Below are 13,147 nucleotides of genomic sequence, written 5' to 3'. Positions count from 1 at the left end.
ATTAGAAAGGATGTCGAAATGAAAAAGAAGACTAGCAAGGAAAAAAAACCGACGACGAAAAACAAAAAATACGCCCTGATCTCCGTTTACGATAAGGCCGGGCTGGCCGGTTTCGCTAAAGAACTGAAAGGACTCGGTTTTGAGATCATCTCGTCCGGCGGGACGGCTAAATTCCTCAAGAAATCCGGTTTTAAGGTGACCGAGGTTGCCAAGATCACCAAATATCCGCAGATGCTCGACGGCCGGGTCAAGACCTTGCATCCGCTGATCCACGGCGGCATTTTGGCCGACCGGCGCAACAAAGCCCATCTAAAAGAGCTAAAAAAATTCAAGATCACCCCGTTCGAGATTGTTGTCTGCAACCTTTATCCGTTCGAAGAAGTGACCGCCAGGAAAAGCTTTACCCACGACGAAGCGATCGAGAATATCGACATTGGCGGCCCGGCCATGGTCCGGGCCGCGGCCAAGAACCACCAAAACGTGGCGGTGGTCGTTGACCCGGGTGATTATGTTGAGATCATTAAAGAGCTAAAAGCGGCGGGGTCGGTCCCGCTGGCCACCCGCGAGCGCCTGGCCTTCAAGGCGTTCAAGCATACCGCCCAATACGACACCCTGATCTCCCGGTACTTCTCGGCCCGGCTCGAGGGACAGGAGGAATTCCCGGTCGAGATAGACATTATGCTGGAGAAGATCCAGGGTCTGCGTTACGGGGAGAACCCGCATCAGAAAGCGGCTTTCTATCGGGAACGGGGAGCGCAGGGTGAGGGGCGCATCACCGAAGCCAAACAGCTCCACGGCAAGGAACTATCGTTCAACAACATCGTTGACATGGACGCCGCCTGGAACTGTACTAACTATTTCGCCGATCCGGCCATAACCATCGTTAAGCATAATAATCCGTGCGGCGTGGCCAAAGGGGAGACACTGGTCGAAGCTTACCAGCGTGCCCTGGCCTGCGACCCGGTTTCCGCCTTCGGCGGGATCATCGCCGCCAACCGGCGGGTCGATGAAGTGACGGCTAAGGAGGTCGCCGCGCTTTTTGTCGAAGTGATCATCGCCCCTTCCTATACGCCCAAGGCGCTGGATATCCTGAAAACAAAACCGAACCTCCGCATCATGGAGATGGGTGAGAAGTCGATCAATAAGCCTTTTAAGGGGTTGGATTACAAGCGGGTCAGCGGCGGGTTGCTCGTTCAGGAACCAGACCTAGCCCAGCTCGGCATTAACGAGATCAAAGTGGTGACGAAACGCGAACCGACCATGGCGGAGATGGAAGATCTCTTCTTTGCCTGGGGGGTTGCCAAGTATGTCAAATCAAACACCATTGTTTACGTCAAGGATGGAAAGACCGTCGGTATCGGCGCCGGCCAGATGAGCCGGATCGACGCGGCCGAGATCGGCGTCAAGAAATCAGGCGGCAAGGTCAAAGATTCGGTTCTGGCCTCAGACGCTTTCTTTCCGTTCAGTGATGTTGTAGAATTGGCGGCGAAAGAGGGGATCACGGCGATCATCCAGCCGGGCGGCAGTAAGCGCGACCAGGAGTCGATCGACAAAGCGAACGAAGCGGGGATCGCGATGGTCTTTACCGGACGAAGGCATTTTAGGCACTAAAGGAGGGCAAAAATGAACATCAAACATCCAACATCAAACTTCCAAACAAATATCAATCAACAATGCCCAATATCCAAACTTATTTTTATTTGCCTTTTGGCTTTTGCCTTTTGTTTTGAAGTTGGAGGTTTGAGGTTGGAAGTTAATGCGGCCTATGCAGTCGATATGCCGACAACTACCACCGTGACTGCCTCGACCGGCGGCCCGACTCAGCTGCAATCCAACATCGGCGGCCTGACCATCGGCTATATCAAGGTCGGTTCGGCTGAGGTGGGGACCCTCGGCTGGCACCCGGATTTTAAATTCGGTCCATGGGGACTGGGGGCGGACGTCAACCTGGGGTTGGGGGACAACAAACCGGCTAATTATGAGAATGCCGTGTTGCGCTATGTTGAATATGACGACTCCAAAAGAGGCTTGAGATACGGTCTCCTGGCTGGCGTGACGGTCGGACATGGCTTGGTCATGAACAATTACACGACGCGAGCTGGCAGCAACCAGGGGATGATCAACAACGAGCAAATGGGTTATCACGGGTACGTTGACCTGGACAAATATGTCGTGAGCGGCATGATGACCCGGTCAAATATTTATATGGCGAGAGTAGAAGAGCGGATCAATCCTCTACTAAAGCTGGGGCAATATTACATTAACGACTCGACCGGACGAACGATCGCCCAAACCGGCGGAACACCAAAAAGCTTCCCGCCGGTCGCCGCGATCGGCGCCGATGCCACCATGCCGCTGCCGGCTAACTTTCAAGCTTACGCCGAAGCCGGGCAACTCATCAATCATGGCGGCGGACTTTCGGCCGGCCTGTCCTGGGCTTACGATCTAATGGTTGCCAACGCCTCTTTTTCGGCGGAGTACCGGATGATGGACAAGGCCTTTGTCCCTGGTTATTTCGGTGTCGACTATGAGAACAACCCGGTCGATCTGGCGTCCGCCGAGGCGACCAACTCACCAAAGAACGGTTACCTGGCCAAATTGGGGGTCAACGCTCTGGGCCTAGCTTCGTTAAACGCCGCTTATGAAAGCTATAATGACAGTAATTCAACGCTGACCGCTGATCTGACCGCGAAACTGGGTGAACAGATTAGCGCCAGAGGTTACTATAAACAACCGAACTTTGTTGATTTCCGCTCGATCACTCTGGAGCAGGGAGCGATCCTCGGAGCCGATGTGGCCTATAAACTCAATCAGAATACCAGCCTGGTGGCGCATTATTTCAAAGCTTATAACCCGGCCAAGGGGTTAGTTGAATCAACGCAGTATTACGAGATCGCGCTTAGCCTGTAAATAGTGCTTGAGCGCCTAAGGCGAAACCAGTACCTGCGCCGGGTCTGTGGCCTGTTATTGGTCCTGGCGCTCTACCAGCTCTTTGTTCTTAGCGACCCCTTGGTGGTCGATTACCACGAGTACACCGACCTGGCCAGGCATATCGTGGCCGGGCAGGGTTATATTAGCTCCGGTTTTTTTAGGGTCATGATCGCGCCGTCGGCTTTTCTCCAGCCTGTTTATACTTACCTGTTAGCCGGCGCGATCTTTGTTTTTAATTCGTTGAGCTGGGCCTTTTTTGTTATCCGTCTGCTGCAAATTATCATGTTGCTGGGCCTGTGGGCCGTGGTCTACAGGATCACGCGCGAACTTTATGGTGAGCTCTCCGCCCAGGTGTCAGCTTTCCTGCTGGCGCTTTATTGGCCGCTCATTACCCTGACCGGATTTGTTTGGGATACCATGCTCTTTTGCCTGCTCGTAGCGCTGATCGTCCACCTGGCCTTAACCTATTCGAACCGGTCGTATAAAGAAGCGGCCTGGCTCGGTCTGGTTTTTGGCGTGACCGTCTTGACCAACGCGGTGGTTTTAGCTTTCGTGGCCTTATTACTCGTCTCTTGGCTGGTCAAGTACCGCGCTGATGTGACTAAACTAGTGGTCGTAATGCTGGTAATGGTCTCGGTCATACTCCCTTGGTCTGTCCGCAATAGCCTGGTCTTTCGCTCTTTTGTCCCGTTGCGGACCGGTTTTTGGTTCAATGTCTACCTGGGCAATAATCCTGATGCCACCGGGACGATTTATTTGCGGCATAAGGGCCTCATCCCTAGGAACCCCGACGATGGCATTACTTTCCATTTCGCGCCGCTCTCCCGCGAGATCTCTTACCTGAATGAGCAGCAGCTGGACCAATATCTTAAACCGAAAGCCCTCTCTTTTATTTTGTCGGATATTCCCCGCTGGTTGAACTTAACTGCCCGCAAGGTCTATTACTTCTGGTGGTTCAACCCGTACGAAGAGAACAACTTGTTCTGGATGATGGAATACGCCTTCATCTTATTTGGCGCGGCCTTTGGGGTGTATTTCTCCTGGCGGGAGAGACGGAGGATAACGGTCTTGATTTTGGCTCTGGTCGCCTTTACAGTGGTCTACGGGCTGACCGGGCCGTTCTTTAACTGGAAATACCGGGCGCCGCTGGAGCCCCTCCTGATCATCCTGGCGGGTTATGGGCTGGTCAGGCTCGCCGGACTTTGGCCCGGCCGGTCAGGTCAATGAGCTAGCATTGAGCTTGCGGATTTAGCGATTAGTCAGTAAATCGCCCACAGCGGCTCTTGAATCATCGTCTAATTTGGCGATGAGCGCGTTCAACACCGGTTTGAGAGCGGGGAGGTTCGCGTCTTTGTCTCCCTTCCAGGGAAAAGTCAGGACAAAGCTGATGAAACTGTCCCGGTTAACGACCAGCCGTCGTTTAGCGGGAGTTGGTTGCTCCTCGCTCGTTTTCTTTTCCTGCGGAGGGACCAACTCGATTCCAATTGTGAAGTAATTCCCCTCCGACGAATTGACCTGGAAAACATGATCATCACTGCCCAAAGATCGAACTTGAGGCAGATCTGACGCCGGCGTCTGCTCTGCCTTTTCCTTAGGCGGGAAGAAAGATATTTCATCATAATTGTTCAGGACCGTTTTCAAGCCGCGTTCAACGGTTGTGTCAGCCAGAGCCGCCAGAGTTGTCAGATCTCCGGCCAGAGCCTGACGGTCCTGGAGCGCCGGTTGGGTAGCCTCTCGATTATAAGAACGAAGATAGGCGGTTAACAACGCCTCAAATTCATGAGGATTGACGACACGCTCAAACAAACCCTGATTTTGACTGGCGACGAGAACCCTCCCCCGGTTGATTTTTGCCAGTAGGGTGCGCTGTCGGGTGATCGCCTGGGTATCCGCGGGGCTGGCGTTGGCTAATCTCTTCAGCTCATTTATCCAGGGGTTTATAACTAGAGTGATGAATGTATCCTCCCGGCCGCGATCGCGCATTTGGAAAAGTAATGAATATATATCTGACGCTACTCCCGCAAAAGCATATGTCTCGGCCGACCCTAAGAAATTTTGAAGTTCCGCTTTCAGGTTTTTGTCTTCCAGGGCAATATTTTCCAGGCGAAGCATAGCGTCTTCTTTTATCAAGACAACTCCGTGGTCAAGCTGTTCCGCCAGGCCGAAGGAGACTAATTGTTCCGCATAGCCGAAGTAAAGGCGCTTGTAATAATCAAACGACTCAATGATCAGATTGGCTAACGGAACAAATTCCGCTCTGTTTAATCCGGGCAGGGGCTGGAGGATGGAGCTGTTGTCGTTAGAATTTAAGACCCGATCCTTCAAATCGATTATCTTCTGATATTCCCATTGGACAGCAAAAAGAGCTTTGACTTTATTAAGTAATTCCCTTTTATTTTCCGGCGTGGCGGGAGCTGTCATTGAACGAATGATCTCTTGAGATATTGCTCGGGATGTTTTTGCGTGTTTTCCCGATTCTTGGTCCAGTAATAAGGCAACTTTTCCAATGTCCATACCAAGTGCAGTGAATAAGTAGGTGATTGTATCAGGTGTGATAGAATGATCGACGCTCCGTGTCGGGGCCAGGACCAGTCTAATGGCGTCTTTATGTTCCTTCGGCAGCCAATCGATTTTTTCCAATCGCTGAACGGCATCCTTGTGCCGTAAAACTACATCATAGTTGAGCGGTTCGGCCAGGTCTAGCGCGACCGCTTCTAATATGTAATCGCCGGAACGAAGCCGATCGTAAAAGGCGGTATTGTCGGCCATGGTTTTCAATAAGACCAGCGCTTTTTCAGGCGGGAGCCTGAAATCGCTGTCCGGCACGAAGAACAGCTGGGAAAATTCTTTAAATTTAATCAGCAGTTGCTGGCTGATCCGCTGGTCATTCGGCAAGGCTTGCGCCTTATCTATCAGCTCAACAAGTTCTTTGTAAAAATTGGTTAAATTTGAGATTATTCGTTCCGGCTGAAGAGGAAGTATTAAGCTTAAATCGAGCGTCAGATAATCGGCGAGCGGCTTGCCGCGCCACTGATTATTGGGGGTTTGATACGTATCATATAACCGTTTGAGGAAATCAACTGATGGGGATGCCGCCGGGCTTCTGGTCAGCAGTCCCTCCGCGTCTCGGTTGAAAAAACCGAAAGCAAACAAACGTTGCCACGGGTCAGATCTGTATCGCCTGAAAATATAGTCCTCTACTTCGCTTTTGGCGGTGCCGCTCAATCCGAGATTGCATAGTTCAAGGGGGAAATGAACCCGCCATTTATGGATCAGCGCCCAATGCCGATCTTTTTCCCGATCGGAGAATTCTGATGTTAACACGACATCGAGCTTACATAATCTTTTTGCCGCCGCTTTTTCTTCCGCTTCGCTTTGAAATCTTTGAGCAATTATTCTTTTTGCTTCAGTTGTCAGTTGTTGGAGTAAAGCTCTTCCTTCAACAGCGTGGGGCAGCGCAGTCGGCTTAACTGCCGATCCAGGCCTGCCGCTGGGGGCTGTTCCTAGCCAAATTGCCGGGCTTCCCGGTTGTAAGCTGCCGGCATCGGAGAACGACGTTTGGCGGCTCAAGACGACCGGTTTTCCCCCTTGATAAAAAGTGTTGCGGGAAGCGCCTCCGCCAAATGGGGGATTAGGGTCTTTTTCCCCAGGGACAACTGCCTTGGCATTGTTTTTCCCTTGATTGACTTCACTCTCATGAAACATAAATTCGGATGTCGATCCCCTGCCAACCAGCGCCGCCACATAATACATCGGGTCGAGTAAATTACCCCGGACCGCGCTAAGCGGCATCCAGGTCGAATAATCCCCTAATAAAACCTGTTGGGTCTTAGTGTTATAAATTGCCACGTCATCGTGATCGGGATTATTAACAACAACATTGTTATCATTTCCATATCTTGAAAACAGGAGGCGATTGTGCGGCCCCAGGATATTGGGGAAACGGAGGATTAAGCCGATGGCGAGCAAGGCCCTGGTAACGCATTGCTGGCCGCCGGCATTAATGCTTATCCTTCGTCCGTTAATAGTTACTTCCCTTAAAGTAGAAACTAAATTAGTCGCGTCAGGGTCATAAACTGCTTTGGAGCGAATGATCCCTTTTAAACGCTGTTTTTTATCATCTAGGCTCAATTTCGGGTCATTCGCGGTCGGTTCAAATTCTTTGACCCAGCGTTCGAGTTCGTTCCGCAGATCGGGCAGTGTCGCCCGGCTGTCCGGCATTAGATAGACCTTGTCCTGCATCCGCTGAAACCAGTAGTGGCTCGCCAACATAAACGAAAGAAAATCGTGAGTAGTGATAGTCGCTTTATGGTCCAGATATTTCCCCACCCAGTCCCGGCCAACCTCCGCCAGCGATTCAAACTGCCGGCGCGCTTCCGCTCGCTGGGCCGGCGAAAGCGGATTTGGAACAAGGGCAGGGGCTGTCGCGTTATTTTCTTGGGCCGGTGTGATGGTTTCGAAAGCCTGCTGGTCTCTTATAAGAATTGTCCTGACCGGTCCCGGCCGGAATCGAGTCGCGGCCTCGTTCGGACCGAATCCCTCGTCTGCCAGATGAACGGCAGCTTCTTTTGGCAAAGAGGGCGGTTCTTTTTTGTTTGATATCGGAGGAAGGGAGCGAAAGATCAGATCGGCGATCTCTTTCACCCCGAGAACGTTTTTAGGCTTATTTAACGGCTGTTTTAACAGATCTTCCGCTGGCGGCGGGTTGGGTAAGCTGATCGCTCCATGAAGTTGCCAATGCTCGGCGGTTTTTGTTTTGATTGGCCTTTGAGAACTCCAAATGCCGGCTAAAGCCGCAAGATGGACTCCGGCGGAGAAAACCAAGGCGCGAGTAAAACGGGAATTAATAGAGTTAATCCCTCTCATGAAATTCCAGCCAGATAGGGCTCGCAAAAATCGCGGATCAGAATATAGTTTTCAACATAACTTGAGGTAATGGCTTCCGGCGGCTCTTTGAAACGAAAAACCTGTTTTATGTTTCTTGCCTGCAGATCTTTTTCCAGATTATAGATCCAGGAAGCGGCTTTGCCCCAGTTGTTCTCTTGGTTCATTGCCTGGGTCACGATCTGGATCTCGATCGGCAGGCTCTCATGCTCGCCGACCAGCTTGATCCCGCGCCATTCCCCTTTTTTAGGGCCGCCCTCTTTGAACCGGAATATCCTGTTGTTTTTAACCAGGCAGCGCATGACGGCCTCCATGGCTTCATTTGTTTCACAGATGATCTTGATGCCCAGGATATCTTTGAGGCCGTCAAAACTATATTCTCTGCGTACTTCGACCTTGTTCCAGAGGCTATAGGGCGATTTGACCCTGAATTTCATGATCAGTTCTTGACTGTCGGCCGCCAGCTCTTTTTGCAAGTAGCCAAACAACTTCCTGGTGTACAGGCTTAAGAATATTTTGGCGTCGGCATAACTCATCTTGATCCGGGCAAAGACTTTTTGATTGATTGCCGCATATTTTTCCGGCTGGCTCAAGCGCAGGAACTGGTCCCGGAAGTCATCGGCCAGAAAGACGAGGGACATTCTTTCCGCCAGCGGCGCATAGAGATAGCGTATTTCGCCAAAGATTGGAGCTGTAAAATCTTGAGCTTGCCGGGCTTCGTTCAACTTGTGTAAAAAGAATAACAGCAGTGCCTGCGGATTTTGAGATCTTTTTACCAGTTCCGCCATTTTTTTAGCCAGATAGTTTTCATCTTTCATCATCTCCAAACCGTCGAAAGAAAAACCGCCGAGCAGGTCCTGATATTCCCTGATCCTGGCGTAAACCGGCTCGCTGCGTTCGCCCAAAAATTCGCCGTTGCTTTGACGGAACAGCTCGTGCGCTGCTTCGGCTGGCCGGTCCATGAAGAGCGCCGCGATGATCGCCTGGACATTGCCGCCGATATCGGACATCTTTTGCATGCGGTAGATCAGGGTGTCCCGATTGGTCGGGCCCTGACGGGAGGCCAGTTCAAAAGCTTTTTCCAACACCGTGGCGTTCAAGCTCTTTTCGTCCAGAAGTTTGTCTATCCTCGATTTGACCGCCGAACTAAAGATCTGCTTATAATCGACTTCTCCAGGCTTGATCTCGATGTTTTGTCCGGTTATGATACCCGAAACGAGGCTCATGAATTCTTGCCGGCCGGACTGCTCGCGAAATGAAATGGCTGCCCGGGAGAGGTCCCTGGCGGTAACGGTTTTGCTTAAATGGTAATGTTCGATCTTGTCCAGAGGCACGGCGCGATAGTCCTGCAGGATAATGCCCTGACTGATGAGAGCAAGGCGCAGGTGGATATTGGCTCTCTCATCTTTGAACGAACCGGCCAGGGCACGGATGCCCGAGGCGATTTGGTGGCGGCCAAGGAAGGCAACCGAAAATAACCGGGTGGCTATCGGGGATATCCTTCTCTGCACGAATGTTGCTCTGGTAATTTCAGCCATAAATCTCTTTTATTTATCGTCAAATTAGCCGGGGAATTTCAAGAAAAGAGGATTCAGCCTCGCAGTATCCTAATGCCTTTGGTGGCATCAACGACTTTCGAGGGGACGCCCGAACGCACGCGGCCGGGGAGGATAAGATCGATCCCGGGCAGGTTCTTTTTGACTGCTTGAGCCGTCAGGGCCGGTCTGCTGCCGCTTTTGTTGGCCGAGGTGGCTACGATCGGACCGGCCTTTTTTATCAGTTCCAACGCTACTTTGTGGTCAGGTATACGCAGGCCGACTTTATTGGTGCCCCCGGTTATGATTTTTGGGACGACCTTGGTTTTTTTGACGACTAGGGTGAGGGGGCCGGGCCATTCCCTTTTAGCTAGTTCCAGGGCCTGTTGGTTGAACCTCCCCAGCTTTTTTGCCTGGTCGATCGACGCGACCAGAACCTGGAGTGGTTTGTTTTTGGGGCGGTTTTTGATCTTGAATATCTGTTCGATCGCTCCGCGCTGTTTTAGGGCGGCGCCGAGCCCAAAGACCGTTTCGGTCGGGAAGGCGACGACTTCCCCGGCCTTTAAGGCTTTGACGGCTGCCGCAATAGCTTTTTTATTCACGCTAACGAGTATATCATAACTTGGTCTCCCGGCGCTTTGGCCGGGGTCATCCCGCTCCGGTGAAAATTACCCGAAATTTCACCCGAGACCGTTGGATAATAAGATATGGCTGGTAATGGCATAGCTGGAATCTCCTGGGCGCGGCAACATGCCCAAGCGATGTATCGCAAATTGAGTAATGGCGCCGGGGGCGTCCAACGGGTCGATCGGGGTCTGTTGCCTTATCTCAACCCTGACCATCCGTTACTACTCGAGATGGAAGGACGGATGCCGGGGACCTATCGCCATTCGATCATCGTCGGCAGCCTGGCCGCGATCGCCACCGCTCATATTGGAGGGGATACGGACCTGGCTCGGGCGATCGGTTACAATCATGATACCGGTAAATTACGCGATCCTGAATTATTTGGCGAGGCGAAGGCGGGGGATAGGGCCAGCTTGAGCGCGATAGACACGGAAGCAAAACTTAGGACGATCCTCGATCATCCTCTGGCTTCGCGGGAATATGCTGAAGATCATGGTTTGCCGGAAGAAATGCGGGTTTTATTGCCTCAGCATCACGGGGATGGTTTTTCTAGGGTAAGGTTGAGCGAAGATCTGTCAGCCAGGCTGCCGATAGGCGCGCGCCGTTATCCCGGCCCCCGGCCGGCAACCAAAGAGATAGCGCTAGTTATGTATGCTGATTGCCTGCAAGCTTGCGTCGACGGGCTAATGCGCAAGACAGGCTGGCCGGCAGAGCCGTCTGCTGAACATCTGCGGGGAATAGTTGACACGATCGGGGAGGAGTTGCAGGCGGCGGACCAGCTGGCCAACAGCACTTTGACCGGCAGCGAATTAAACATCGCCGCGGAGAGATTTACTACCTGGTTATTCCGGTTCTATCATCGCCTTGATGTCACCGGCACGCCCCAGGGTGAAGGCCCGCTCAATGATGAACGGCTGACTTTTCCGTCCTCACGCCGCTAAAGATACGCTCCAGCCCGCTATAATCCTTGCTGATCTCAAAACGAGGGTAACTTTTCTTGGCGAGCTCCTTGATCAGGCCCGCCTGGCCGAAGCCGAACTCGAAGATCAGGTGATTAGGAGCTTTGTTCAAGAGCTTACGAATATAATCTAAGCCGTCTTTGCCTCCGTCCAGTGCTCCTCGCGGTTCCCAATCTTTTACTTCCGGCTGCAAACGGTCGATCTCGGCGGATGGGATATAGGGCGGGTTGGAGACGATGATCTCGACCGGCTCCGGCAGCGGCTCGAACATATCCCCCTGGCGAAAATCAATCCACCCTTCAAGCTGATAGCGGCGCGCGTTCCGCCGGGCGACCGCTAAGGCTTCCGCTGACGAATCGCAGGCGATGATCTTTGCCCCCGGCAGCTGTTTGGCCAGGGCGATCGCGATGCAACCGGAACCGGTGCCGAGGTCGGCGATCGTGAGTTGTGGATCGTGGTTCGCTTGTCCCGAGCGAAGTCGAGGGATGGATTGTGGTTCGTGATTCGTGGCTCGTAAAACTGCCTCCACGAGCAGTTCTGTTTCTGGCCGGGGGATCAGGACATTGCGGTCAACATAGAAATCTAATCCCATAAAAGGTTGATAACCAACGATATAGGCGGTCGGCTCGTGTTTCAACCGCCGTTCCAGTAGCGGCACGAACGCCGACAACTGCTGGGGTGCCAGATCGAGGTCGTTCCGGGAAATAAGTTCGGTCCGGCTAAAACCGAGAGCGTGGGCGAGCAAGATCTCCGCTTCGATCTGCGGATCGGCGATCCCGGCTGTTTTCAGCTCACTGACCGCGCGGGCGAGCAGGGCGTCGAGCCTCATTCCACCTTGGCTAATTTGGCCGCCCGGTCGGCAGTGGCTAAAGCGTCGATCAGTTCATTCAGATCGCCGTCGAGAACTTCGGCCAGGCGGTGGGTAGTAAACCCGACCCGGTGATCGGTGATCCGGTTCTGGGGGAAATTATAGGTCCGGATCTTTTCCGAACGGTCACCGGTCCCGACCATGATCCGTCGGGAAGATTCGCGGGTCTTGCGCAATCGTTCCTCTTCCACTTCATAGATCCGGGAGCGGAGGAGTTTCATCGCTTTGACCCGGTTCTGGAGCTGGGAGCGTTCTTCCCGGCATTCCACGACCGTCCCGGTGGGGATATGGATAATGCGCACGGCCGACGATACTTTATTGACGTTCTGGCCGCCGGCGCCGCCGGCGCGAAAAGCTTCGAAGGTCAGGTCGTTCTCGTTAATGTGGATATCGACTTCCTCAACTTCCGGCAAGACCGCGACGGTGGCCGCCGAAGTATGGATCCGGCCGCTCGCTTCGGTCTTGGGGACCCGCTGGACGCGATGGGTGCCGCTTTCGAACTTTAACCGGCTGTAAGCGCCCTGGCCGATGATGTTGACGACCGCTTCTTTATAACCGCCGAGGCCGGTCGGATCAGCTTCGATGATCTCGGTCTTCCAGCCCTGGCGTTCCGCGTAGCGGAGATACATCCGGAAGAGGTCGCCGGCAAAAAGCGCGGCTTCGTCGCCGCCGGTCCCGGCCCGGACCTCCATGATGATGTTCTTGTCGTCCATCGGGTCTTTCGGCATCAAGAGGACCTCCAGCTCGCGGGTGAGGGTGGTCTTTTGCTCTTTCAGCTCTTCCAGCTCGACCGCGGCTAACTCCCGCATCCCTTCTTCTTCCATCATCCCTTCGGTGTCGTCGATCTCCCGGAGGACGCTTTTGTAGGTGCGATAGAGGTCGACGATCGCCTTGAGGCTGCTAAGCTCTTTGGCGTATTCCGTGAATTTGGCCCGGTCGTTGATCACCGTGGCCGAGCTGAGCTGCTTTTCCAGCTCGAGGTATCTTTTTTCGACGTTAGCTAATTTGTCAGTGAGCATGATGAGCGGGGGGTAGGCGGCTACTTCTTGGGAGCGGTCTTTTTGGCGACAGCTTTTCCGCCGAAGGCGGATCCGCTTTTGGCGGGCTTTTTCTTGACCGGCTTTTTGGCGCGGGCGGTGACGCCGGCATATTTTTTCTGGAACTTCTGGACGCGGCCTTCGGCATCAAGCATCTTCTCCTTGCCGGTAAAGAGCGGGTGGCAGGCCGAGCAGATGTCGACGCGGAGGTTCTGCTTGGTCGAACCTATCTCGTAGGCGGCGCCGCAGGCGCAGGTCGCCGTGGTCTGGAAATATTTAGGATGAATGCCTTCCTTCATAACATTA

9 protein-coding genes and 1 pseudogene are annotated in these 13,147 nt (G+C 53.1%); 4 read left to right on the top strand and 6 right to left on the bottom strand.

What is annotated here, in order from left to right:
• Positions 1-18 precede the first annotated feature (18 nt).
• From purH to WC903_02650, 3 genes are all read left to right on the top strand, one after another.
• Positions 19-1,611 carry a bifunctional phosphoribosylaminoimidazolecarboxamide formyltransferase/IMP cyclohydrolase gene (purH, locus tag WC903_02660; GenBank protein MFA5892847.1) on the top strand — a complete coding sequence of 531 codons (1,593 nt, stop codon included), beginning with the start codon at positions 19-21 and terminating at the stop codon, positions 1,609-1,611.
• A gap of 135 nt (positions 1,612-1,746) precedes the next feature.
• Positions 1,747-2,910, top strand: a complete 1,164-nt coding sequence (locus tag WC903_02655) for a hypothetical protein (protein MFA5892846.1) — start codon at positions 1,747-1,749, stop codon at positions 2,908-2,910.
• Between the two features lie 3 nt (positions 2,911-2,913).
• Positions 2,914-4,158 carry a hypothetical protein gene (locus tag WC903_02650; protein MFA5892845.1) on the top strand — a complete coding sequence of 415 codons (1,245 nt, stop codon included), beginning with the start codon at positions 2,914-2,916 and terminating at the stop codon, positions 4,156-4,158.
• Positions 4,159-4,179: 21 nt separating this feature from the next.
• Here WC903_02650 and WC903_02645 read toward each other — a convergent pair whose 3' ends face one another.
• Genes WC903_02645 through WC903_02635 form a run of 3 tightly spaced genes read right to left on the bottom strand, consistent with a single transcriptional unit; the run spans position 4,180 to position 9,952 of the window.
• Positions 4,180-7,797 (bottom strand): hypothetical protein, encoded by a 3,618-nt coding sequence (locus tag WC903_02645; GenBank protein ID MFA5892844.1) that lies wholly within the window; start codon positions 7,795-7,797, stop codon positions 4,180-4,182.
• On the bottom strand, positions 7,794-9,353 hold the full coding sequence (locus WC903_02640) for a hypothetical protein (protein MFA5892843.1): 1,560 nt from the start codon (positions 9,351-9,353) through the stop codon (positions 7,794-7,796). Before WC903_02640 ends, WC903_02645 begins: the two co-directional genes overlap by 4 nt.
• A gap of 53 nt (positions 9,354-9,406) precedes the next feature.
• Positions 9,407-9,952: an L-threonylcarbamoyladenylate synthase gene (locus WC903_02635; GenBank protein ID MFA5892842.1), complete on the bottom strand. Its 546-nt coding sequence runs from the start codon at positions 9,950-9,952 to the stop codon at positions 9,407-9,409.
• A gap of 105 nt (positions 9,953-10,057) precedes the next feature.
• On the opposite strand from WC903_02635, the gene WC903_02630 reads away from it, so the two are divergent.
• Positions 10,058-10,918, top strand: coding sequence for an HDIG domain-containing metalloprotein (locus WC903_02630; GenBank protein MFA5892841.1), 861 nt, complete (start codon positions 10,058-10,060; stop codon positions 10,916-10,918).
• Here the strand turns inward: WC903_02630 and prmC are convergent.
• The 3 genes and pseudogenes from prmC to rpmE all read right to left on the bottom strand — a co-directional run bounded on the left by prmC (position 10,878) and on the right by rpmE (position 13,140).
• The gene (gene prmC / locus WC903_02625; GenBank protein ID MFA5892840.1) at positions 10,878-11,765 is read right to left on the bottom strand and encodes a peptide chain release factor N(5)-glutamine methyltransferase; all 888 of its coding nucleotides are present in this window, start codon (positions 11,763-11,765) and stop codon (positions 10,878-10,880) included. The genes WC903_02630 and prmC overlap by 41 nt on opposite strands.
• Positions 11,762-12,823 carry a peptide chain release factor 1 gene (gene prfA / locus WC903_02620; protein ID MFA5892839.1) on the bottom strand — a complete coding sequence of 354 codons (1,062 nt, stop codon included), beginning with the start codon at positions 12,821-12,823 and terminating at the stop codon, positions 11,762-11,764. Before prfA ends, prmC begins: the two co-directional genes overlap by 4 nt.
• Positions 12,824-12,945: 122 nt before the next feature.
• A pseudogene (rpmE, locus tag WC903_02615) lies at positions 12,946-13,140 on the bottom strand (50S ribosomal protein L31).
• Positions 13,141-13,147 lie beyond the last annotated feature (7 nt).

Source organism: Candidatus Margulisiibacteriota bacterium, from assembly GCA_041658645.1.
Classification (GTDB): domain Bacteria; phylum Margulisbacteria; class WOR-1; order O2-12-FULL-45-9; family XYB2-FULL-48-7; genus JBAZZV01.
Note: the sequence above shows the minus strand (reverse complement) of the source record. Positions and strands in the feature narration are given on the sequence as shown.